The 21,331-nt window shown below is 64.9% G+C and carries 20 protein-coding genes and 1 tRNA gene; 8 read left to right on the top strand and 13 right to left on the bottom strand.

Annotated elements, in window-relative coordinates:
* Positions 1–6: 6 nt before the first annotated feature.
* The 4 genes from iolD to AC5RVY_RS14605 all read right to left on the bottom strand — a co-directional run bounded on the left by iolD (position 7) and on the right by AC5RVY_RS14605 (position 4,553).
* On the bottom strand, positions 7–1,995 hold the full coding sequence (iolD, locus tag AC5RVY_RS14620; protein ID WP_493955426.1) for a 3D-(3,5/4)-trihydroxycyclohexane-1,2-dione acylhydrolase (decyclizing): 1,989 nt from the start codon (positions 1,993–1,995) through the stop codon (positions 7–9).
* 6 nt (positions 1,996–2,001) lie between these two features.
* Entirely contained in the window at positions 2,002–2,937 is a 936-nt protein-coding gene (locus AC5RVY_RS14615) for a Cgl0159 family (beta/alpha)8-fold protein (protein ID WP_493955425.1), read from the bottom strand.
* Positions 2,934–3,959 (bottom strand): 5-dehydro-2-deoxygluconokinase, encoded by a 1,026-nt coding sequence (gene iolC / locus AC5RVY_RS14610; RefSeq protein ID WP_493955424.1) that lies wholly within the window; start codon positions 3,957–3,959, stop codon positions 2,934–2,936. Before iolC ends, AC5RVY_RS14615 begins: the two co-directional genes overlap by 4 nt.
* Positions 3,960–4,148: 189 nt before the next feature.
* Positions 4,149–4,553 (bottom strand): tautomerase family protein, encoded by a 405-nt coding sequence (locus AC5RVY_RS14605; RefSeq protein WP_493955423.1) that lies wholly within the window; start codon positions 4,551–4,553, stop codon positions 4,149–4,151.
* A gap of 151 nt (positions 4,554–4,704) precedes the next feature.
* Between AC5RVY_RS14605 and AC5RVY_RS14600 the strand changes: the two genes are divergently transcribed.
* Together AC5RVY_RS14600 and AC5RVY_RS14595 are read left to right on the top strand one after the other, a co-directional pair.
* The gene (locus AC5RVY_RS14600; protein WP_493955422.1) at positions 4,705–5,067 is read left to right on the top strand and encodes an ArsR/SmtB family transcription factor; all 363 of its coding nucleotides are present in this window, start codon (positions 4,705–4,707) and stop codon (positions 5,065–5,067) included.
* Positions 5,064–5,546, top strand: coding sequence for an SRPBCC family protein (locus AC5RVY_RS14595; RefSeq protein ID WP_306638231.1), 483 nt, complete (start codon positions 5,064–5,066; stop codon positions 5,544–5,546). Before AC5RVY_RS14600 ends, AC5RVY_RS14595 begins: the two co-directional genes overlap by 4 nt.
* A gap of 116 nt (positions 5,547–5,662) precedes the next feature.
* On the opposite strand, the gene sucD is transcribed toward AC5RVY_RS14595, so the two are convergent.
* From sucD to AC5RVY_RS14565, 6 genes are all read right to left on the bottom strand, one after another.
* Complete coding sequence (gene sucD / locus AC5RVY_RS14590; RefSeq protein ID WP_493955421.1) at positions 5,663–6,565, bottom strand: succinate--CoA ligase subunit alpha; 903 nt, start codon at positions 6,563–6,565, stop codon at positions 5,663–5,665.
* An 11-nt stretch (positions 6,566–6,576) separates the two neighbouring features.
* Positions 6,577–7,746, bottom strand: a complete 1,170-nt coding sequence (sucC, locus tag AC5RVY_RS14585; protein WP_493955420.1) for an ADP-forming succinate--CoA ligase subunit beta — start codon at positions 7,744–7,746, stop codon at positions 6,577–6,579.
* Between the two features lie 222 nt (positions 7,747–7,968).
* Positions 7,969–8,676: a hypothetical protein gene (locus AC5RVY_RS14580; protein ID WP_493955419.1), complete on the bottom strand. Its 708-nt coding sequence runs from the start codon at positions 8,674–8,676 to the stop codon at positions 7,969–7,971.
* Between the two features lie 19 nt (positions 8,677–8,695).
* The gene (locus AC5RVY_RS14575; protein ID WP_493955418.1) at positions 8,696–9,976 is read right to left on the bottom strand and encodes a glycosyltransferase; all 1,281 of its coding nucleotides are present in this window, start codon (positions 9,974–9,976) and stop codon (positions 8,696–8,698) included.
* 106 nt (positions 9,977–10,082) lie between these two features.
* Positions 10,083–12,572, bottom strand: coding sequence for a DNA helicase PcrA (pcrA, locus tag AC5RVY_RS14570; protein WP_493955635.1), 2,490 nt, complete (start codon positions 12,570–12,572; stop codon positions 10,083–10,085).
* Positions 12,573–12,663: 91 nt separating this feature from the next.
* Positions 12,664–13,494: an inositol monophosphatase family protein gene (locus AC5RVY_RS14565; protein ID WP_493955417.1), complete on the bottom strand. Its 831-nt coding sequence runs from the start codon at positions 13,492–13,494 to the stop codon at positions 12,664–12,666.
* Between the two features lie 32 nt (positions 13,495–13,526).
* Between AC5RVY_RS14565 and AC5RVY_RS14560 the strand changes: the two genes are divergently transcribed.
* A complete protein-coding gene (locus tag AC5RVY_RS14560; RefSeq protein WP_493955416.1) occupies positions 13,527–14,159 on the top strand; it encodes a hypothetical protein in 633 nt (210 codons plus the stop codon).
* Here AC5RVY_RS14560 and AC5RVY_RS14555 read toward each other — a convergent pair.
* On the bottom strand, positions 14,156–14,923 hold the full coding sequence (locus tag AC5RVY_RS14555; protein ID WP_493955415.1) for a DUF998 domain-containing protein: 768 nt from the start codon (positions 14,921–14,923) through the stop codon (positions 14,156–14,158). The two genes, AC5RVY_RS14560 and AC5RVY_RS14555, sit on opposite strands and share 4 nt — an antisense overlap.
* A gap of 84 nt (positions 14,924–15,007) precedes the next feature.
* Here AC5RVY_RS14555 and AC5RVY_RS14550 point away from each other — a divergent pair.
* The 3 genes from AC5RVY_RS14550 to AC5RVY_RS14540 all read left to right on the top strand — a co-directional run bounded on the left by AC5RVY_RS14550 (position 15,008) and on the right by AC5RVY_RS14540 (position 15,986).
* Positions 15,008–15,080 (top strand) — tRNA-Arg (locus tag AC5RVY_RS14550).
* Between the two features lies 1 nt (position 15,081).
* Complete coding sequence (locus tag AC5RVY_RS14545) at positions 15,082–15,573, top strand: DUF6314 family protein (RefSeq protein ID WP_493955414.1); 492 nt, start codon at positions 15,082–15,084, stop codon at positions 15,571–15,573.
* On the top strand, positions 15,570–15,986 hold the full coding sequence (locus AC5RVY_RS14540; RefSeq protein ID WP_493955413.1) for an NUDIX hydrolase: 417 nt from the start codon (positions 15,570–15,572) through the stop codon (positions 15,984–15,986). Before AC5RVY_RS14545 ends, AC5RVY_RS14540 begins: the two co-directional genes overlap by 4 nt.
* A 19-nt stretch (positions 15,987–16,005) precedes the next feature.
* Here the strand turns inward: AC5RVY_RS14540 and AC5RVY_RS14535 are convergent, their stop codons facing one another.
* Together AC5RVY_RS14535 and AC5RVY_RS14530 are read right to left on the bottom strand one after the other, a co-directional pair.
* Complete coding sequence (locus AC5RVY_RS14535) at positions 16,006–17,919, bottom strand: ABC transporter ATP-binding protein (protein ID WP_493955412.1); 1,914 nt, start codon at positions 17,917–17,919, stop codon at positions 16,006–16,008.
* The gene (locus AC5RVY_RS14530) at positions 17,916–19,586 is read right to left on the bottom strand and encodes an ABC-F family ATP-binding cassette domain-containing protein (RefSeq protein ID WP_493955411.1); all 1,671 of its coding nucleotides are present in this window, start codon (positions 19,584–19,586) and stop codon (positions 17,916–17,918) included. Before AC5RVY_RS14530 ends, AC5RVY_RS14535 begins: the two co-directional genes overlap by 4 nt.
* A 248-nt stretch (positions 19,587–19,834) precedes the next feature.
* Between AC5RVY_RS14530 and AC5RVY_RS14525 the strand changes: the two genes are divergently transcribed.
* A complete protein-coding gene (locus AC5RVY_RS14525) occupies positions 19,835–20,572 on the top strand; it encodes a hypothetical protein (RefSeq protein ID WP_493955410.1) in 738 nt (245 codons plus the stop codon).
* Positions 20,569–21,306 carry a hypothetical protein gene (locus AC5RVY_RS14520; protein WP_493955409.1) on the top strand — a complete coding sequence of 246 codons (738 nt, stop codon included), beginning with the start codon at positions 20,569–20,571 and terminating at the stop codon, positions 21,304–21,306. Before AC5RVY_RS14525 ends, AC5RVY_RS14520 begins: the two co-directional genes overlap by 4 nt.
* The last annotated feature ends 25 nt before the right edge of the window (positions 21,307–21,331 follow it).

The raw sequence follows: 21,331 nt of genomic DNA, 5'->3' as shown, positions 1-21,331 counted from the left end.
CGGGTGTCAGCCGAGCAGTTTGCGCTGGCGTGACTTGTAGTCGGTGTACGTCTGGAAGGCCTGCTGGGTGGAGTCCAGTTCGGAGACCTGCGAGACCGGGACGTCCCACCATGACTCGGAACTGGGCGCGTCCAGCAGCGGGTCGGACTCGACGTGGATCAGGATCGGCCCGGTGCCCTCCGGCGCGGCTTTGGCGTCGCGGATGGCCTGCTCGAGTTCGGCGATGACCTTCTCCCCGGGCTCGATCCGGATGACCTTCACGCCCAGCGACTCGGCGTTCAGGGCCAGGTCCACCGGCAGGGTTTCGCCTTCGTCGAAGCTGTGCTGTTCCTCGTTTAGGGCCCGGTACTGGGTGCCGAACCGCTGGGATCCGAGCATCTCCGAGAGGGATCCGATGGAGGCGTAGCCGTGGTTCTGGATCAGGACCACAATCAGTTTGATGCGTTCGGCGACGGCGGTGACCAGTTCGGTGTGCATCATCAGGTAGGAGCCGTCCCCCACCATCACCACGACGTCCCGCACTCCGGCGCTGCCAGTCCCGTCAGGGCCGCCGTCCGCCGTCGTACGCGCTGCCTCGGCGAGGGCGGCACGCTTGACGCCCAACCCGCCGGGGATCTCGTAGCCCATGCAGGAGTACGCATATTCGACGTGGTAGCCGAACGGGTCCCGGACCCGCCACATCTTGTGCAGGTCACCTGGCAGGGACCCGGCCGCGCAGATGACCACGTCGCGGGCGTCCATGGCGCGGTTGGTGGCGCCGATGATCTCGTTCTGCGCCGGCAGGGGCGTGAAGCGGGTATCGAAGGCGGCATCCACGGTGGCGTCCCAGCGCTCCTTCTCGGAAGCGATCTTCTGCTCCAGGTCGGCGCCCACCCGGTAGCCGCCCAGGGCCTGGTTCAGCTTCACCAGTGCCTTGCGGGCGTCAGCCACGATCGGGAGCGTGGTGCCGTGCTTGTACGCATCGATCGGGGCGACGTTGATGTTCACGAACTTCACGTCCGGGTTCTGGAACGCAGTCCGGGACGCTGTGGTGAAGTCCTCGTAGCGGGTGCCGATGCCGATGATGAGGTCCGCTTCGGCGGCGATTGCGTTCGCCGCCGTCGTGCCGGTGGAGCCGATGGCGCCCAGGGAGTGCTGGTGGTCCCAGCGCAGGACTCCGACCCCGGCCTGGGTGTTGCCCACCGGGATCCCGGTCAGTTCCACGAACTTGGCGAGTTCGTCGTTGGCGTAGGCGTACAGGACACCGCCGCCGGCGATGATCAGCGGCCGCTTCGCGGCCCGGATGGCTTCGGCGGCCCGGGCGATGTCCTCGTCATCGGCGTCGGGGCGGCGGATCCGCCACTCCCGCTCGGCCAGGAATTCCGCGGGGACATCGAAGGCCTCGGCCTGGACGTCCTGCGGCAGCGAAATGGTGACCGCTCCCGTCTCGGCCGGGTCCGTCAGGACGCGCAGGCCATGGTGGAACGCGGAGAACAGCTGCTCCGGCCGGCTCACCCGGTCAAAGAACTTCGACAGCGGCCGGAAAGCGTCGTTGACAGTGATGTCGTAGGCGTAGGGCTGCTCCAGCTGCTGCAGGACCGGGTCCGCGGCACGGGTAGCGAAGGTGTCGGACGGCAGCAGGAGCACCGGAAGCCGGTTGGTGGTGGCCAACGCGGCTCCGGTCAGCAGGTTCGAGGAACCCGGGCCGATGGAGGTGCTGATGGCGAAGGTCTGGCGGCGGCGGGTATGCCGGGCGTAGCCGACGGCCTGGTGCACCTGGGCCTGCTCGTTGCGGCCCTGGTAGTAGGGCATGATGGCCGGGTCCTGCTGCTGGTACTGCTTCAACGCCTGGCCCACACCGGCCACGTTGCCGTGCCCGAAGATGCCAAAGGTGCCCGGAATCAGGCGCTCACGGTACTCGCTTCCGCCCACCGAATCGACCGTGTACTGCCGGGAAAGGTATTCGACGACGGCCTGCGCCACCGTCATCCTGCGCGTTCCTGATGTTGTTCCCATGGGGAGCTACTCCGATACTTCTGCGGTGTGGTTGAGGAGGGAAGCGGCGGTGGCGACGGCGCCTGCAACGTCACCGTCAGCGGGGTACAACAGCGTCCGGCCCACGGTAAGGCCCTGGACGCCGGGCAGGGCCAGCGCGGCCTGCCAGCTCGCGAAGACTTCATCCTGCGTACCGTCCGGGTCCCCGCCCAGCAGCACTGTGGGCATGGTGGTGGCCGCCATCACGCGTTCCATCTCCGCCACCACCGGGAGCTTCATCCAGGTGTAGGCGCTGGTGGAACCCAATCCTTCGGCGATGGCTATGGACTTGATAACGGCATTGGTGGAGAGGTCATTGCGGACCCTGCCGTTTTCGCGGACCGAGAGGAAGGGCTCCACCATGGCGATCAGCTTGCGCTCGGCCAGGGAATCGATGGCTTTGGCGGTGGCTTCAAGAGTGGCCACTGTGTCCGGGTCGCCCAGGCAGATACGGGTCAGCATCTTGCCGCCGTCGGCACCCAATGCCTCCAGCGCTGCCGCTGTGTGGCCTGTGAAGCGGTCATCGATTTCGTTGACCAGCCCGGACAGGCCGCCGCGGTTCATGGAACCGAATACCAGTTTGCCTTCCAGGGCCCCCAGCAACAGCAGGTCGTCCATGATGTCCGGGGATGCCAGCACCCCGTCCACCTGTGGGTTGGCGAGGGCGATCTGCAGCCGGTCCAGGAGCTGCCGGCGATCGGCCATGGCCACCGGGTCCGCTCCGACGGCGAGGGCGCCGCGGGCGGGATGGTCAGCTGCCACGATGAAGTTCTGCTTGCCGTACTTCAGTCCCGGGTGGCGCCGGCGTGACTTCGCCGCACGTGCTACTGCCTCGGGGTCTTCGAGCCGGATAGTGCTGAGGTGCTCATAGCGGCGCGGATCGTCATTGACCGCCTGGTCGGAGGCGATGGGGGTAAGTGTCACAGTGCTGCTCCTTCAGTGGCGAGCCGCGCAACGGAACCGGACGCGGTGGCGGGGACCAGGCGGCCGCGCTCGGCCAAGAGGGAGGTAACCTCTTCCGGTGTCGGCATCGCATCGGCACAGGAGAGGCGGGAGGCGACGATGGCTCCGGCGGCGTTGGCGAAATCCAGAACCTGGGCCAGCGGCCAGCCGGACAGCAGCCCGTGGCAGAAAGCGCCGCCGAAGGAATCCCCGGCGCCCAGCCCGTTGAGGGTCTCCACCGGAACCGGGGCGGAGACGACCCGCTCGGTGCGGGTCTTGGCCATCACGCCTTCAGGGCCAAGTTTGACGACGGCGATTTCCACGCCGGCTGCCAGCAGTCGGTCTGCCTGTTCATCAGGGGTGCCTTCGCCGACGGCCACGGCGCATTCCTTGTCATTGCCTATCGCTACGGTCACGTGTGGCAGGATCTTGGCCACCTCAGCGCGGGCTTCCTCTTCCGAAGCCCAGAACATGGGCCGATAGTCCAGGTCCAGGATGGTGAACTGCCCCTGGGCGAGACCGGTGCGGGGTCGGGCCTCGTGGGCTGCGATGTGGGCGCTGCGGCTGGGCTCCTGGCACAGGCCGGTCACGGTGGACCAGAAGATCCCCGCCTCGCGGATGGCACCCAGGTCCAGCTCTTCAGCCTTAATCTGCAGGTCCGGGGCGGTGGGGAAACGGCCGTAGAAGTACAGCGGGAACTCGTCCGTCGCCGGCTTGATGGCGCAGAAGGTCACCGCCGTGGGCCAGTCATTCACCGGCGTAACGAACGTGTCGTCCACGTTGAACTTGTGCAGTTCCCGGTGCAGGTACGTACCAAACGCGTCATCGCCCGTGCGGGTAATGACAGCAGTCCGGCGGCCATGGCGGGCGGCGGCAACGGCGACGTTCGACGGTGAACCGCCGAGGTATTTGCCGAAGGAATTAACATCCTCCAGGCCTACCCCGACGTCGTTCGGGTAGATATCAACGCTGATGCGCCCGATCGTAAGAAGCTCGTGGGTCACGGTGATCGTGGACCTTTCTGGTGTGGAACTCGGGTCCTTTGAGCGGCAGGAGTTCCGGGACTGGCAGGCCGTGGTCTGGGCCACAGAAACTACTTTGCCTTAGATCGAATGTCCTGTCAAAGGTTTGTACTGACATACTTACAACGAGGGTTTCGAGGGCTTTCGAGCCCACCCTTTGGGCCGAAAGAATTACTTCTTCGGTACTGCCAGTTCGCCCGTAACGTACTGTGCCCGGCCAAAACCGAACGACCAGTCCCCTGCAGTGTTTTCGACGTATCCAATGAACACATCCTCGCCGGAAACTCCCACTCCAGCCAGCTTTTCTGCTACAGCAGCGAAGAGGCGCTGCTTCGCGTCCTGGCTGCGGCCGCCTTGGGTGAAAATCTGGATCATCACCACTCCTCCGCTCCGCTCGAAGCCCAGTCCGGCGTCCTGGGCGAAAATCTGCCCTTGCGGGTGCTCGGTAAGAATGTGGAAGTAGTCGCGCTCCGGGATGCCGTACTCGGCGAGGATGGCATCATGAATGCCCCTGCTGAGCTTCTGGAGCTCCTCGTGGCTGCGTCCTTCATTTACATCGATGCGTACCAGTGGCATGTTTCTCTCCTTCAAAGTTTGTACGGACATACTAACAAAGTACCTCGGGAAAGAACAAGGCAAAAAAGGGCTTGAATGAGGGCAAGGAACGTCGTACCTTTAAACAACCACAAGGTTGATAAACAAATAGGTTGAATACAAGGAAGCCCCGATGAGTTCCGAAAGTGCGGCACTGGACTCGGCCTTTATGGCCCTGGCAGATCCCGTGCGGCGGAGCATCATCGCCCGGCTCAGCCGGGGTCCGGCCACTGTTAACGAATTGGCAGAACCGTTTGAGATCTCCAAGCAGGCGGTCTCGAAACACATCCAGGTACTCGAGCAGGCGGGACTGGTCACCAGGACCAGGGATGCGCAGCGCCGGCCCGTGCACCTGAACCCGGCACGGCTCGAGGCGCTCACTGCCTGGATCGACCAGTACAGGCTGGTCCGCGAGGGGCAGTTCCGCAGCCTCGACGCCGTACTCAGATCAAACGCTGCGGGCAGCGGCGAACTAACCTCCAAGGAGTCATCATGAGCAATTCCCTGAAACTCAGCGTTCCTGAGGGCGTCCCCTTCATCGATTACGAGCGCGAGTTTGATTTCCCTGTCGCGGATGTGTTCCGCGCCCACAAGGAACCTGACCTGATTGTCCAGTGGCTGGGACCTCGGGGGTACAAGATGGACATCGACCACTACGATTTCCGTACGGGCGGCAGCTACAGCTACCTGCACACGGGTCCCGAGGGAGTGCCCTACGAGTTCAAGGGCATTTTCCATACCGTCCGCGAGAATGAGTTCGCCATCCAGACGTTTGAGTTCGGCGGGTATCCGGATGTGGTGAGCCTGGAATTCATGACGTTCGAGGACCTCGGCAACGGGCGGACGCGGCTGCGGGGCCACTCCGTCTATCCGAGCCAGGAGGCCCGGGACGGGATGGCGCAGTCCGGAATGGAGGGCGGCATGAGCGAAGGCTACGAACGGCTGGACGAGCTGCTCAGCGGCGCCAAGGTCTAGACGCAAAAAGTACGACGCCGGCAGGTCACCTTTCCCGGAAAGGTGACCTGCCGGCGTCGTATTTAAACAACAACGCGGGGCCTGGTGACCCCGCGTTGTTGTTATGGAACTACTGCTTAGAGTGCTGCGTAGACTTCGCGCAGCAGTTTGGCGGTCTCGGACGGCGTCTTGCCGACCTTCACGCCGGCAGCCTCGAGGGCTTCCTTCTTGGCCTGGGCGGTTCCGGCGGAGCCGGAGACGATGGCGCCCGCGTGGCCCATGGTCTTGCCCTCGGGTGCCGTGAAGCCGGCCACGTAACCGACAACCGGCTTGGTGACGTTGGCCTTGATGAAGTCCGCGGCGCGCTCTTCGGCGTCGCCGCCGATTTCACCGATCATCACGATCGCCTTGGTCTCGGGGTCCGCCTCGAACGCGGCCAGGGCGTCGATGTGGGTGGTGCCGATGACGGGGTCGCCGCCGATGCCGATGGCGGTGGAGAAGCCCAGGTCGCGCAGTTCGTACATCATCTGGTAGGTCAGGGTGCCGGACTTGGAAACCAGTCCGATGGGGCCCTTGCCCGTGATGTTGGCCGGGGTGATGCCTACCAGCGCCTCGCCGGGGGTGATGATGCCGGGGCAGTTCGGTCCGATGATGCGGGTGACCTGGTTGCCGTCCGCGTCCACCTTGGACTGGGCCAGGGCCCAGAATTCGGCGGAGTCCTGGACCGGCACGCCTTCGGTGATGACCACGACGAGGCCGATCCCGGCCTCGATTGCTTCAACAACAGCGTTCTTGGTGAATGCCGGCGGGACGAAGACGATGGAAACGTCAGCGCCGGTTTCGGCCATGGCTTCCTTGACGGTGCCGTAGACGTTGATTTCGCTGTCGCCGTGCAGGACGGTGGTGCCGGCCTTGCGGGCATTAACGCCACCCACAATGTTGGTGCCGGCCTTCAGCATCAGGGCGGTGTGCTTGGTGCCTTCGCCGCCGGTGATGCCCTGGACGATGACCTTGGAGTCTTTATTGAGGTAGATAGACATGGTGCGTCCCTTTACTTCGCTGCGTTGGCGAGCTCGGCGGCCTTGTCGGCGCCCTCGTCCATGGTGGCGGCCAGGGTAACCAGCGGGTGGTTGGCCTCGTTCAGGATGCGGCGGCCTTCTTCGACGTTGTTGCCGTCGAGGCGGACTACCAGCGGTTTGTTCGCGGTGTGGCCGAGTTCGGCCAGTGCGCCCACGATGCCCTTGGCAACAGCGTCACAGGCGGTGATGCCGCCGAAGACGTTGACGAACACGGACTTGACCTGTTCGTCGCCGAGGATGACGTCCAGGCCTGCGGCCATGACCTCTGCGGAGGCTCCGCCGCCGATGTCCAGGAAGTTGGCGGGCTTGACGTTGCCGTGGTTTTCGCCGGCGTAGGCAACCACGTCCAGGGTGGACATGACCAGGCCTGCACCGTTGCCGATGATGCCCACTTCGCCGTCCAGCTTCACGTAGTTGAGGTCCTGCGCCTTTGCCTTGGCCTCAAGCGGGTCAGCTGCGTCCTTGTCCTCAAGGAGGGCGTGCTTGGCGTGGCGGAAATCAGCGTTCTCGTCGAGGCTGACCTTGCCGTCCAGCGCAACGATCTCGCCGGCGCCGGTCTTGACCAGCGGGTTGACCTCCACGAGGGTGGCGTCTTCCTTCTTGAAGACATCCCAGAGCTTGAGGATCACGTCGGCCACCTTGCCGCGGAGTTCCTCAGCGAAGCCTGCGGTTGCGACGATTTCGTCGGCCTTGGCCTGGTCGATTCCCACTGCGGGGTCGATGGCAACCTTGGCCAGCGCCTCGGGGCGTTCGACGGCGAGCTGTTCGATTTCCATGCCGCCCTCAACCGAGCACATGGCCAGGTAGTTGCGGTTGGCCCGGTCCAGCAGGACGGAGAAGTAGTACTCCTCGGCAATGTCGGCACCCTGGGCGATCATCACCTTGTTGACGGTGTGGCCCTTGATGTCCATGCCCAAGATGTTGGTGGCGTGCTCAAGTGCCTCGTCTGCGGACTTTGCGACCTTAACGCCGCCGGCCTTGCCGCGGCCGCCGACCTTGACCTGCGCTTTGACGACAGTTACGCCGCCGATCTTCTCGGCAGCTGCCTTTGCTTCTTCTGGGGTGTGCGCCACGATGCCGGCAAGCACGGGTACACCGTGCGCCTCGAACATATCGCGCGCCTGGTATTCAAACAGGTCCACGGTTTAGTGTCCTTCTACGTCGAAGTAGTTTCTGTACAGTCGGACACCATCGAAGACGATGACCGGGCTGCGGAATTGCACGCACCGGCGGCCTGTTGGAAACGAGCCACGCGGCGTAATGCTCCACTGGGAACTCTAGTCCTTCGAGAGGACCGGGCCGTCCCAGACTACCGCTTATGTGAGTAAGGACACTATTCTATGGAGCGTAGAAAAACCGCGGAATTACGGGGTTTTTGGGGCCTCTGGCGGGGCCGGGGAGGCGGTATCCGCGGGTCCGGAAATCAGCTCGTAATGCTCTGTCGAAACAAAGAATCCGACGCCGGCGGAGACGTTTCCGCATGCCACCCCGCCGTTATAGGCCGAACAGCGCAGCCCGTTCCCTTCGAGGTTTTGCCCCTCGCCCAGCACCGGAAGCTGGGCCACGGGGCCGGTCTTGCTTCCCTTGGGACCGTAGGTTGCTTCCATTTGTGTGACACCGGACCGGCATTCCCCGTAGCGTGCGCTGTCCGGGGTGAGCAGGACAACGCCGCCCAGATAGCCAAGGTTGGTTCCAGCGCAGTCGTCCTTCGTGTCCCCCTCTTTGGGCTGCGGGTACTTGGCCAGTTCGCAGTGCGCCACGGGCACTGTAGGGAGCTTGTTGTTGGCCGGATCTGAGAAGTTGTTTTGCTCGTAGGGCAGGTTCACGTGCTCCCCTTTGGCCGCCGTCAGGGAACAGGCAACGGTCCGGTCTTCGGTGATGAAAGAGATCACGCCTTCACCGTTGGCAAAGTTTGCGGGGTCCATCAAAGCGGACTGTTCCAGCTGTTCCAAAGGGGGCAGCGGGGGCGGCGGGACGTAACCGGGATCTTTGGTGGTGACGGTGCACCCCGTGGCCGCCATCAGGGTCAGGGCGGCGAAGATCCCCGGAACTGTCCGTCGCATGCGCCCCATTATGCTTCATGGCGGCGCGTTAACTGCTGCTGAGGACGTCTTCGATAACCTTGGCTGCTGCCTGAGCCGGGCGGTGGGAGCCGAAGTCCTGGCGCATCTGCTCCGCCCGGTACTTCCACGCGGGATCGCCCAGGATGTTGTTGACGGCTTTCCTGATGTTCTCCGCGGTGGGTGCATCCCTACGCAGGTTGATCCCCACACGCGCATACTCCACCCTGGCGTTGACGTCGCTCTTGCCTTCGTTGATGCCGGACACCACCAGGGGCACACCCTTGGAGAGGGCCAGCTGCACGCCGCCGAATCCGCCGTTGGTAACGAAGACGTCCGTGAATTCGAAGACGGCCGCAAAATCGATGTAATCGTGGATCCGGATGTTCGGCTGCGGATAGCGGGCCCGGAGTTCCGCGGTTCCACGGCCTGCCGTGGCCACCATCACCAGGTTGTCTGTGCCTTTCATCGCTTCCAGGGTTGGAATGATGAGTTTGTCCTGGTCCATGTTGTCCACCGTGCCCTGCGTGACCACCACTGTCCTGGCGAAGCGTTGCGGCGCGGTTTCCGGGGCCACTGCGCCGGGAAGCCGATAGGGCAGCAGTGCCCTCACATAGTGGACTTTGGGGTTGTCCGTCCGGCGCGGAAAATCCAAGGACCTGGGGCCGGTCTGGATGATCGCGTCGGAGCAACGGTAGGGCTCGTCGGTGAGCCGGCCGCCTTTGGGCACCTGCTGCCCGTAGTTTCTGTGCTGCCGCCGATAGCTTTGGCCGGCGGGGCGAAGGATGACTTTGTCCGAGAGCAATCCGGCTGCGCTCTGCAAGGCCTTCTCTCCCGGATTGCGGGCAGGACGGAAACCGAAAAACAGCGGCGGCACCAACGGGTCACTTTCCATGTTGGGAATTGCCACAAAGTTCACCACCCGCTTTCCCATCAGGTGGGAGACGAGGCGGTGAATGAACATGCTGGCGTCTGCTACCAGGACGTCGAAGCAAAAGACGCGGTCCAGGTCCCGCATGTCCTCGAAGAAGTTGCTGATGTTGCTGGCGAAGATTTTTTCGCCGTCAAACCCAATGGCCCGGGGCCCCTTCAGCCGGGCGCGTTCCGGATAAAGCTCGAAGAGGTTGTCGGCCCTGTGCTCGATGGCGCGCTGGAAGGGAAACAGCGGAATCCCCAGGTCCTGGAGCTTGCCTGCCAGAACCGGACCCGTGTACCAGCGGACATCATGGCCGCGTTCTTTGAGCTCCATTGCCACCCCGGTCATGGGGTTGAAATGGCCATCGATTGCCTGGCTGGCGAACAGAATGTTCACGGCCCGCTCCGTCATGTTGTCCACCGCTGCCGGGGAAACTTTCCTGAACTGTAAGCCCAGTGATGGGGCGGGACAAGGGCCCGGCCGTTTCTTCGGCTCCGCCGCCCTACGCGTCCAGCTTGGTAAGCGGCGCGTACCGCAGCAGCAGCCGCTTTTCGCCGACGTCGAACTTCACCTTGGCCACGGTCTTGTCCCCCGCGCCCTCCAGCGCCAGGACCGTTCCGTTGCCGAAACTGGTGTGGTTGACTTTGTCACCCACGCTGACCGCAACGATCTCCTTTTGCGGTTGCACCCGGTTCCGGGCGATGACAGCCGGGACGTCGGCATTGAACCCGGCTGAAGGGTCGACCGCAGCGCCGCGGGAGGTCCCGGCGCCCCAGAAGGATCCGCTGTAGCGGCCTGAACTGATGGATCCGCTCCCCCAGCCTGACTGCCTGCTGGTTCCTTCACGTTTCCATTCCAGGAGCTCTGCAGGAATCTCCTCCAGGAACTGGCTTGCGGGGTTGTACTGGCTCTGCCCCCACATGCTGCGCACCTCTGAGCGGGTGACATAGAGCCGCTTCCGGGCACGGGTGAGCCCCACATAGGCAAGACGGCGTTCTTCCGCCAGTTCCTTCGGATCCGTGGCTGAACGCTGGTGCGGGAAAAGACCGTGTTCCATGCCGGTCAGGAACACCACCGGGAATTCGAGTCCTTTGGCGGTGTGCAGGGTCATGAGGGTGACCACGCCGAGCCGTTTTGCCTCGGCGACGGCGGCATCGATGTCCGCTCCTGGAGCATCGGGGATCTGGTCAGCGTCCGCCACCAGGGACACCTGCTCCAGGAAGGCCTCCAGTGAACCTTCGGGGTTCTCCTGTTCGTACTCGCGGACGACGGCGACGAGTTCCGCCAGGTTTTCCACCCGCGACTCGTCCTGCGGATCCGTACTGGAGCGCAGCGCGGCGAGGTAGCCGGTCTGCTCCAGGACGGCCTCAAGCGCTGCCGCTGCGCCCGAGCCGGCCGCTACTTCCGCGAGGTCGTCCAGCAGTTTCACGAACCCGAGTACCGCGTTCACGGACCGGGTTGCCATGCCTGGAGCCTGCTCAGCCCGGCGTGCGGCCGCCATGAACGACGTCCGTTCGCGCTGGGCCAAGGCTGCCACGGCGCCTTCAGCGCGGTCACCGATGCCACGCTTTGGTTCGTTAAGCACCCGGCGCAGGTTGACGTCGTCGTCCGGATTGACCAGGACGCGAAGATAGGCGAGGGCGTCCTTGATTTCCTTGCGCTCATAGAAGCGCGTGCCGCCCACCACCTTGTAGGGCAGACCAACCCGGACCAGCACGTCTTCAATCGAACGGGACTGGGCGTTGGTCCGGTAGAAGATGGCGACGTCCCCGGGGCGGAGGTTCTCCTCGTCCTGGAGCCGGTCGATCTCCTTGGCGATGAACTGGGCTTCGTCGTGTTCGTTCTCGCCCACGTAGCCGATGATCTTGTGGCCTTCGCCCTCGGCGGTCCACAGCCGCTTATCCGGGCGGTTGGGGTTCCGCGAGATGACCGAGTTCGCGGCGCTGAGGATGTTCTGCGTGGAGCGGTAGTTCTGCTCCAGCTTGATGGTATGGGCTTCGGGGTAGTCGTTTTCGAACTCCACGATGTTGCGGATGTCAGCCCCGCGGAAGGCGTAGATGGACTGGTCAGAGTCGCCCACTACCGTCAGCTCGGATGCTCCCGGGCCTTCCCCCACGATCTCGCGGACCAGGGCGTACTGGGCGTGGTTGGTGTCCTGGTATTCGTCCACCAGTACGTGCCGGAACCGCCGGCGGTAGGATTCCGCGAGCGCCGGGAAGGCGCGGAACATGTAGACCGTTTCCGCGATGAGGTCGTCAAAGTCCATGGCGTTCGCCTGCCGGAGCCGCTGGGTGTAGCCCTTGAAGACATCAGCCACAGCCTGCTCGAAGGGATCGTTGTAGTTGGCGGCAGAGGTGTACGAATCGGCATCGATGAGTTCGTTCTTCAACGCCGAGATCTTGTGCTGGATGGCCTTCGGCGCAAACTTCTTGGGATCCAGGTCCAGGGCTTTGGAGACCTGGGTGACCAGCCGCAGGGAGTCGGCGGAGTCGTAAATGGAGAAGTTCGATTTCAGGCCCACATGGGCCGCCTCCTGCCGCAGGATGCGGACACAGGATGAGTGGAAGGTGGAGATCCACATGATCTTGGCCCGTCCACCCACGAGCTTTTCAATGCGCTCCCGCATTTCCGCGGCGGCTTTGTTCGTGAAGGTGATGGCCAGGATTTCGCCGTGATGGGCCCGCCCTGTGGCGATCAGGTAGGCAATCCTGTTGCTGAGCACGCGGGTCTTTCCCGAGCCGGCGCCGGCCACAATGAGCAGGGCGGAACCTGCGTGCTTGACGGCTTCTTCCTGCTGGGGGTTGAGCCCCTCCAGCAGCTTTTCCGGATCCATCCGGTGGCTTCGATGGGCCTGCCCTTCGGGCGACCGTTCCACGCGGACGCTGCCGCCCGTCCCCGGAGCCGAAGCTGCGCCCTCGGAAGGCGACTTGGTGCGGGCGGCGGCGGCGGGAGCGGCTTTGAACGGTCCGTCAGAGTACGGGTCAAACAACATATCCATGGTGCCTACAAGTCTAGGCGGTGGGGCCGACACCCCCTTCCCGGCTGTGGATGACCAGGGGGTTATCCACATACGGACCCTGAACTCAAGCCACCGAACCGGACTCGAGGGCAGTCCGCAACTCGCGTACAGCCGTCGTTCCGCCTGCCATGAACCACTCCAGGCCGTTCACCCGGACGGTGTCCACGGCACCCCCGGCGGCCCGGACTATCGCTTTGCCGGGCAGCCAGTCCCATTCCGGGCAGCTGTGCTGGAACCAGCACCCCAGCTGCCCGTCCGCCACACGGCCCAGGTCGCAGGAACCCGAACCCAGCATGCGCAGCGCCGCAGCGGACGTGGCAGCGGCGTGCCACGGCATGGCGCACAGGGGATCCATCAGCCAGCTGGGATGGATGTAGGTGGCGGCACCAAGCTCGGCAACTGCGGTGCGGTTGCGCGCTCCCCGGTCCGCGCGGAACACCGTGAGGGGCTCACCGTTCAGGCTGGCCGGACGGGCCCTGCCGCCGAGCCACAGTTTGTCCTCTTCCGGCTGGAAGATGGCTCCAAGCACAACGTCGGAGGGATCCTTCAGTGCGATCGCGGAGCACCAATAGGTGGAACCATGCAGGAAGTTGTAGGTGCCATCCACCGGGTCAATCACCCAGGTACGGCCGCTGGTCCCCTGGGCCGAGGCGCCCTCCTCCCCCAGGATGCCGTCGTCGGGCCGGCAACGCCTCAGCTGCTCCAGCACGTAGGCCTCGGCGGCATGGTCGGCAGCCGTCACCACATCGGAAACGGAGGTCTTCTGTTCAGACTGCAGGCCGGCCATCCGCATCAGCAACGCCAGCTGCCCGGCTTCGCGGACCAGGGCCGTTGCCAGCTCGTAGTCGTCCAAAGAGGGGTCAAGTTCAACAGCGCTGTGCCGGCCAATGGTCATGGCTTCAGTTTATGGCGCGGGATAATGGTGCCATGGCCAAAACCCCTGCGCAGCGGATCAAGAAGCACGGCTCCAAAGCGGCAGTACCGCAGCACCACCTTCCACCCGTGGTGAATCCCACCACCAGCCGCAGCCCGCAGAAGGCCGAGAACAACGGCACCCTGATCCTCATCGCGGGCGTTGTGGCCAGCCTCTTCCTGTTCTGGTACCTGCACCTGCTGACGCTTGACCAGCTCCGGCAGCTGTCCGGGGAGCTGCCCATGCCGGACTCGCTCATCGGCGGGTTCGATCCGGCGTACATCAGCCGGTTGCAGACGGTCATGAACGACGACGCCCGCGGCCAGCTCAACTATGTCCACAAAACGGCCGGCACCCTGTTCCCGCTGATCTTCGGCTTCACCTGGCTGCTGCTGATCGGGACAAGCGTTGCCAGGAAGACATTGCGCTGGGCGCTGTGGGCGCTTCCGCTGCTGTTCGTGGTGGCCCGGCTCTGGGGCAACGTGGCCATCGACGGCGTGCTGGCGTCCAAAACGCCGGATCCCGCGCAGGTGGCCCTCGCGTCCGGCCTTACCGTGGCCGGGTGGGTCCTGCTGGTCCTGAGCCTTCTGGCGGGTGCCGCGGCAGTGCTCCTTAGGAAGCGAAAGCCAAAAGCGCGGGAAGCTTAAAGGGCACGGCGCAGCGAGGCTGCGGCACGGACCTGTTTCCGGTGCCGGTGCACCCGCTGGGCGATAACCAGTCCGGCGGTGGCCATCCCCACCGTTACCGGGTAGCCCATCAGCCGTTCCAGCGTGCCGGGTTCCGGGACCTGCATCCGGGTCAGTCCGCCGGTGATGAGGGCAGCCAGGGAAACAGCACCGCAGGCCAGGATGAACCAGGCCATGGGTGTTTTGTGGAGCCATAGGAACCCCAGGACCAGCAGGGCGCCCGCCCCGGAGATGAAGTACATCACCGCGCCGGTGTAGTGCCAGCCGGAGCCGGCGTCCTCCGGGACCAGTCCAACGATCACCGTCCCGGCCCCCGCCGCTCCGGTCAGCAGCCGTACCCAGGCGGCAGCGAGCCAGGGTTTCCGCCGGCTCCGCTGCATGCGGGTCCCGGCCAGGGCAGCCACGCACAGCAGCCCCGAGCTCAGCAGCAGGGCACCCAGAAGCATCCCAAGCCCCTGCACCACGAAGGAGCTGTTCATCAGCCAATTCAGCGGAGAACATACCTGGCGGCCGTCAAAGGTGCCGCAGCGAAGGGCGCCGAGGTCACTGATGTAGCCCGTGCGCAGGTCGTAGGGCCTGGGTCCGGCCCAGGCTCCGATCACCGCTGCCTCCGCAGCGAAATACTGGAGCACGCTGAGTACCGACCAGGCTCCGATGTACTGCCGCGTGGAGGCGGTGTCCGGAATAACAACCGCTGCTGCGGACGTGGACGGCGCTGAACTCATGCCTTGAGCGTAGTACGGCTTCGCACCTTGTATGCTTGTATCCGTGTCCTGCCCGGGCCGGCCCTGCCGATCCAGCGGATGCCCGCCCTCGTAGCTCAGTGGATAGAGCACGGCTCTCCTAAAGCCGGTGTCGTTGGTTCGATTCCAATCGAGGGCACTTGAACTGTCCTCCCCCGGAGTTCGAGCTCCGCGCCTACCTGCTGGGCCCCGCTGCGGCCACCGCCAAAGAACCCACGGCCGGGCTTTGGGCCGTGCAGCGCGACTTGCTGGACCGCGCCGCCGGCACCCGCGGAACCTTCTCCGGCGTCGTACGTTTTGTTCCAGCGGACGACGGCGGCCTGGCCCTCCGCGAGGAAGGCACCCTGCGCTGGCCTGCTTTTACCGGCCCCGCCACCCGCGAATACGTGCTGAAAAACGCCGCCAGCCCTGATGCCCTGGACGTCCATTTCCCTAACGGCCGCCCCTTCCACACCATGAGCTTCAGTCAGGAGGCCAACGTGGACCAGCACTGGTGCGATCCCGACACTTACCGTGTGGCCTACACCTATGAGGATGAGAACAACTTCAGCTACAGCTGGGACGTCAAGGGGCCGACGAAGGATCTCCTCCTGACGTCGCGGCTTGCGCGGCGGGACGAGCGGAAAGCGTGAGAAACCGTATCGTCGTTTCCGCCGTCTGCGTCTTCGACAACACAGGCCGGCTCCTGACCGTCAGGAAGCGCGGCACTGCGATGTTTATGCATCCGGGCGGCAAGCCCGAGGCAGGGGAAACCGCCGTTCAGGCTGCTGCGCGGGAGCTTGCCGAGGAGGTGGGCATCGTCCTCGATCCGAGCGAACTGCAGCTCATGGGCATCTGGATAGCCGACGCCGCCAATGAAGCAGCCACCGACATTGAGGCAACCGTGTTTATGGCTCCGGGCACGTGGGAGGCTCATCCTTCGGCCGAGATTGCGGAAATCCGCTGGCTGGACCTCGCTGCCCTGGACCGGGGCGCGGAGCCGCCCGGGGACCTTGCCCCGCTGCTGACGGACCATATCCTGCCCGAACTCGCCCGCGAGGGCTGAGAGGCTGGAGCCGGGAAGCCTAGAACTCGGGCACTGCTTCCCTGGCCACTGCGGTGGCTTCGGCGAATTGCGTCCGGTACAGCTCGGCGTACCGGCCTTCTGCGGCCAGCAGCTCGGTGTGCGTGCCGCGTTCCACAATCCGGCCCTCCTCCACCACCAGGATTGCGTCCGCGGCGCGAACGGTGGACAGGCGGTGGGCAATCACGACGGCGGTGCGCCCTTCGAGTGCGGCGCCCAGGGCAGCCTGGACCGCGGCCTCGTTGGTGGAGTCCAGCGCGGCCGTCGCCTCATCAAGGATCACCACGCGCGGCTGGGCAATCAGCAACCGGGCGATGGTGAGCCGCTGGCGTTCGCCTCCGGAAAGCCGATAGCCGCGCTCCCCCACCACGGTGTCCAGCCCGTCCGGGAGGGACCGGATCATTGCCTCGAGCCGGGCCTGCCCGATGGCCTCCCACATCTGCTCTTCGGTTGCGTCCGGCCGGGCCAGGCGCAGGTTGGAGGCGATGCTCTCGTGGAACAGGTGGCCGTCCTGGGTAACCATGCCCAGCGTTTCCCGCATCGAGTCGAAGGTCAGGTCGCGGACATCAACCCCTGTTCCGGGCCTCACGCCACCAAAGCGGACGGCGCCGGAATCGACGTCGTAAAGCCTGGCCAGCAGCTGCGCGATGGTTGATTTGCCGGCGCCCGAAGAGCCCACCAGCGCCACCGTCTGGCCAGGCTCAACCCGGAAGCTGACCCCGTGCAGGACTTCCTCGCCGCCGCGGGTGTCCAGGGTGGAGACGTCTTCGAGGGAGGCCAGGGACACCTTGTCCGCGGAGGGGTAGGAGAACCGGACGTTGTCGAACTCCACTGAGAGCGGGCCCCGCGGCGATTCCACGGCATCAGGCTTCTGGCGGATGAGCGGCTTGAGGTCAAGAATTTCGAAGACGCGCTCGAAGCTGACCAGGGCGCTCATGATTTCCACCCGGGCGTTTGAGAGCGCGGTGAGCGGGGCGTAGAGCCGGGTGAGCAGCAACGCGAGCACCACCACATCGCCCGCGGCCAGCTGCCCTCCCAGCGCCAACCAGCCGCCGAGGCCGTACACCAGGGCCAGGGCCAGGGCGGAAACCAGGGTCAAGGCTGTGACGAAGGTGAACTGGAGCATCGCCGTCCGGACACCGATGTCCCGCACCCGCCCGGCCCGGACGGCGAACTCACGGGACTCCTCGTCCGGGCGCCCGAAGAGCTTGACCAGGGTGGCGCCAGGGGCGGAGAAGCGCTCGGTCATCTGCGTACCCATGGTGGCGTTGTGCTCGGCGGCCTCGCGGCGCAGCTCGGCCAGCCTGGAACCCATCCGGCGGGCCGGGATCAGGAAGATCGGCAGGAGGATCATGGCCAGCACCGTCACCAGCCAGGACTTGTTCAGCATCACCACCAGGGTGAGTGCCAGCGCCACCACGTTGCTGACCACGCCGGAGAGCGTGCCGGCGAAGGCGGACTGGGCGCCGATCACATCGTTGTTGAGGCGGCTCACCAGTGCACCGGTGCGCGTTCTTGTGAAGAAGGCGATAGGCATCTTCTGAACGTGGTCGAACACCTTGGTGCGCAGGTCCAGGATCACGCCTTCGCCGATCGAAGAGGACAGCCAGCGGGTTACCAGTCCCAGCCCTGCTTCGGCCACTGCCACGATCGCGATCAGTACTGCCAGCCATATCACTGTGCCGGCATCCGTCTTGGCGATGATCGCGTCCACCACCTGGCCGGCGAGTACCGGTGTTGCCACTGCCAGGACTGCCATCACGATTGACAGCAGCACGAAGGCGATCAGCCGGCTGCGGTGCGGGCGCGCGAAACCAAATACCCGTTTGAGGAGCTCCTTGGAGAACGGCTTGGAGCCGTTGGAAGCGCGGGTGATGTTGTAGAGGGAGCTCCAGGCAACCCTGTCCATGCTCATGTTGTTGTGCCTTTCGGGGTGCCGGCAGCCAGCACTTCAGTGACCACGCCGTCCACCACATTCCAACGTACATCCAGCCGCACGTTCTCCAGCAGCCTGCGGTCGTGCGTCACCAGCAGCAGGGCGCCGTCGTAGCTTTCGAGCGCCTCCTCAAGCTGTTCGATGGCCGGCAGGTCGAGGTGGTTGGTGGGCTCATCGAGGACCAGGAGGTTGACGCCGCGGGCCTGCAGCAGGGCCAAGGCAGCCCTGGTGCGTTCACCAGGGGACAGTGAATCGATGGTCCTGGCCGTGTGGTCCGCTTTGAGGCCGAACTTGGCAAGCAGCGTCCGGACCTCGGCCGGAGCCAGGTCCACCAGGACTGCCTCGACGGCGTCAGCCAGCGGAAGGTGGCCGGCAAGCAGCCCGCGGGCCTGGTCAATTTCTCCAACTGCAACCGAAGCACCCATGGCAGCGCTGCCGGACTCCGGCTCGATGCCGCCCAGCAAGAGGCGGAGCAGGGTGGACTTGCCCGCGCCGTTGGGACCCGTGATGCCGATCCGGTCCCCCGCATTGAGCTGGAGACTGACCGGGCCAAGGGTGAACGTGCCCTGCCGCACCACGGCATCGCGGAGGGTGGCCACGACGGAGCTGGAGCGGGGCGCCTGTCCGATGGAGAACTGCAGCTGCCATTCCTTGCGGGGCTCTTCCACTACGTCCAGCCGGGCAATCCGGGACTCCATCTGCCGCACCTTCTGGGCCTGCTTCTCCGAGGACTCGGTGCTGGCGGCGCGGCGGATCTTGTCATTGTCCGGGCTCTTTTTCATGGCGTTCCGGACGCCCTGGGAACTCCATTCGCGCTGGGTCCGCGCCCTTGATACCAGGTCCGCCTTGGTGGAAGCGAACTGCTCGTATTTTTCCCGCGCGTGCCGCCGTGCAACGGCGCGTTCTTCGAGGAAGGCGTCGTAGCCGCCGTCGTAGACTGCTACCGCATTCTGCGCCAGGTCCAGCTCCACCACGGTGGTGACACACCGGGCCAGGAACTCCCGGTCATGGCTGACCAGAACCACGCCGCCGCGCAGGCCGCGGACAAAATCCTCCAGTTTGGCCAGGCCGGCGAGGTCCAGATCGTTCGTGGGCTCGTCGAGGAGCACAACGTCGAACCGGCTCAGCAGCAGGGCCGCCAAGGCCACCCGCGCCGCCTGCCCGCCGGAGAGGCCGGCCATCTGGGCATCCGCACCCGTGTCCAGGCCCAGGTCGGCCAGGACAGCAGGAATGCGCTCATCAAGGTCGGCGGCGCCGGAGGCCATCCAACGGTCGAAGGCGCGGGCGTAGGCATCATCGGCACCGGGCGCGCCGGAGCCAAGCGCTTCGGCAGTGGATTCCATGTCAACGGTCGCCTCAGCGCAGCCGGTCCGCCGGGCGATGTATGCGGCCACGGTTTCACCCGGAATCCGCTCATGTTCCTGGGGAAGCCATCCTACGAACGCATCTGCCGGGGCAAGGCTGACGGTGCCCTCCTGGGGCTGGTCCACGCCGGCCAGAAGCCGCAGCAGGGTGGACTTGCCCGCACCATTGGCACCCACTACGCCCACCACGTCACCGGGCGCGACAGTCAGGGAAAGCCGGGAGAAAAGCTGCCGGTGGTCGTGACCGCCGGAAACGTCCTTGGCTACAAGGGTCGCAGTCATTGATCCATCCTTTCACCGGAGCATTCGCGGCCGGTCTTCGCCATTGCGGCGCGAAAATTGCCGTGCCGGTTCGCGGGAGGGAGGGCGCCGGGACCGGCAGACATAAAAGAACCCGCTGGTCCGGACTTGGGGGGTGTACGGACCAACGGGCTCGACCATCAAGCATAGTCGAAACCGGAGCATGGACAAAACCCGTCGGTTACCGGCAGGTAAAATCAACACAATATCCGTTCTGCAGAGAGCCCTTTATGACCCTCCCCGCCAAGGCGTTCCAGCGCTGGCTGCACGGCGTTGCGCCCGAGGCCAGCACGTCGGACGTCTGCAGGATCTCCGGGATCAAGCGGACCACCCTGGCTCAGCAGCTGGTCCGTGGAAAAGTGTCAGTCTCCACGGTGGTCAGCATCAGCCGCGCCTACGGCATCAACCCCGTGGCCGCGCTGGCAAGTTTCGACGCCTACCAGCGGTTGGCGGATCCCCAGCCGCCGCCCACGCCGGGCGAACTGGTCAGCCAGATCTCCACCGCAGACCTCCTGCACGCGATGCTGGCACGCCCCGCAATGGAGTCCGAAGGGAAAGCCTGGTCTGAACCGCCCGCCCTTTCACCGGCGCCGCACGCGACCTCTGTCAAGAACTGGGTTGATGCAGTTGACGACGGCGAGCTGCGGCACCGCGTTTCTGCCGCCACCGGGATCGCGCCACAGAATTATTCGGCCCAGCTGACAGCCAACCGGTTAACGGCCGCGCTGGCCGTTGCGACGGCCGACGCGGCGGGCGTTGGCCTTGCCGACGGCCTGGTGGCCACTGGGCTCCTGACCGAAGAGGAAGCCGGCTGGCCTCCCGGGGCAAGGCGGGCGGCGTTGGACAGCTTGTCCGACGGCGACCTTGCGGTGCTCACCGGTGACCGGCTGCAGGCCTTGGGGAAAGTGTTGCGGCGCCAGGAGCAGGACCAGGCGCAAACAGAAAAGATCTGGGAGAACCTGGGATGATCGACATACTTCAGTGGTCAACACTCGCCATTTGCGGGCTCATCGCGGCGGCCCGCGTGCCCAGTGCGGTCCGCGGCGAGAACAGGACCCTCTTTTATATCTTCGCCCTCATGACTGCAGCCATCCTCCTGAGCATCGAGGAGCCGTATGTTGCGGTTGATGCGGCATTGGGCGGCGTCAATCTCGCCAACCTGCTCCTGCGCTTCATCATCTTCGCAGCCATCTACTTTGTGGGGATCCGGGTGACACGGGGTTTCGGCGCTGACAACGCCTATCGCCTCATTACGGGCAGAACCGGGATGACCGTCCTGCTGGTGATTTCCCTCGTGATGACAGTGCTGTTCTTTTCGATGGATACAGCAGGATCCTCGGCAGGGATGGAGGGTATGACACAAAAGGATCAGCGCCACCGGGTCCTGGTCGAGTACTACGGCGCGGCTGGCCGGGCCTATCCCTCCTATGTCTCCCTGGTCCTGGTGCCCGCCATGGTGCGCGCCGCGGGCAGCAGGCTGCCGGCCCTGGTGCGGCTCGCCGCCGGGCTCCTGGCAGCAGGCGGGGTGGCGATTGCCCTCACCCTGCTGTTCCCTGTGGTGCCGCCGGGATGGTCGGCAGGCAAGTTCATCGTCAACTACACGGCCGTGCTCTGCTTCATGGTTGGCCTCGCACTCATCTGGGCCGCCAGCGTGCGGAACAAACGACGTGCCGCGGCGAGAAGGACATCTACCGAAAAGTAACCTCACGGCCTTTCACAAAATCATT

This window comes from Arthrobacter sp. Ha26 (genome assembly GCF_059091705.1).
Note: the sequence above shows the minus strand (reverse complement) of the source record. Positions and strands in the feature narration are given on the sequence as shown.

What these genes read in the sequence shown, in the direction of transcription:
- AC5RVY_RS14535 (WP_493955412.1), bottom strand. Translation starts at nt 17,919, where the DNA reads ATGAGCATGGACAGGGTTGCCTGGAGCTCCCTCTACAACATCACCCGC.
- AC5RVY_RS14525 (WP_493955410.1), top strand. Translation starts at nt 19,835, where the DNA reads ATGACCCTCCCCGCCAAGGCGTTCCAGCGCTGGCTGCACGGCGTTGCG.
- iolD (WP_493955426.1), bottom strand. Translation starts at nt 1,995, where the DNA reads ATGGGAACAACATCAGGAACGCGCAGGATGACGGTGGCGCAGGCCGTC.
- sucD (WP_493955421.1), bottom strand. Translation starts at nt 6,565, where the DNA reads ATGTCTATCTACCTCAATAAAGACTCCAAGGTCATCGTCCAGGGCATC.
- AC5RVY_RS14560 (WP_493955416.1), top strand. Translation starts at nt 13,527, where the DNA reads ATGGCCAAAACCCCTGCGCAGCGGATCAAGAAGCACGGCTCCAAAGCG.
- pcrA (WP_493955635.1), bottom strand. Translation starts at nt 12,572, where the DNA reads ATGTTGTTTGACCCGTACTCTGACGGACCGTTCAAAGCCGCTCCCGCC.
- AC5RVY_RS14600 (WP_493955422.1), top strand. Translation starts at nt 4,705, where the DNA reads ATGAGTTCCGAAAGTGCGGCACTGGACTCGGCCTTTATGGCCCTGGCA.
- AC5RVY_RS14555 (WP_493955415.1), bottom strand. Translation starts at nt 14,923, where the DNA reads ATGAGTTCAGCGCCGTCCACGTCCGCAGCAGCGGTTGTTATTCCGGAC.
- AC5RVY_RS14565 (WP_493955417.1), bottom strand. Translation starts at nt 13,494, where the DNA reads ATGACCATTGGCCGGCACAGCGCTGTTGAACTTGACCCCTCTTTGGAC.
- AC5RVY_RS14580 (WP_493955419.1), bottom strand. Translation starts at nt 8,676, where the DNA reads ATGGGGCGCATGCGACGGACAGTTCCGGGGATCTTCGCCGCCCTGACC.
- AC5RVY_RS14595 (WP_306638231.1), top strand. Translation starts at nt 5,064, where the DNA reads ATGAGCAATTCCCTGAAACTCAGCGTTCCTGAGGGCGTCCCCTTCATC.
- AC5RVY_RS14530 (WP_493955411.1), bottom strand. Translation starts at nt 19,586, where the DNA reads ATGACTGCGACCCTTGTAGCCAAGGACGTTTCCGGCGGTCACGACCAC.
- AC5RVY_RS14605 (WP_493955423.1), bottom strand. Translation starts at nt 4,553, where the DNA reads ATGCCACTGGTACGCATCGATGTAAATGAAGGACGCAGCCACGAGGAG.
- AC5RVY_RS14520 (WP_493955409.1), top strand. Translation starts at nt 20,569, where the DNA reads ATGATCGACATACTTCAGTGGTCAACACTCGCCATTTGCGGGCTCATC.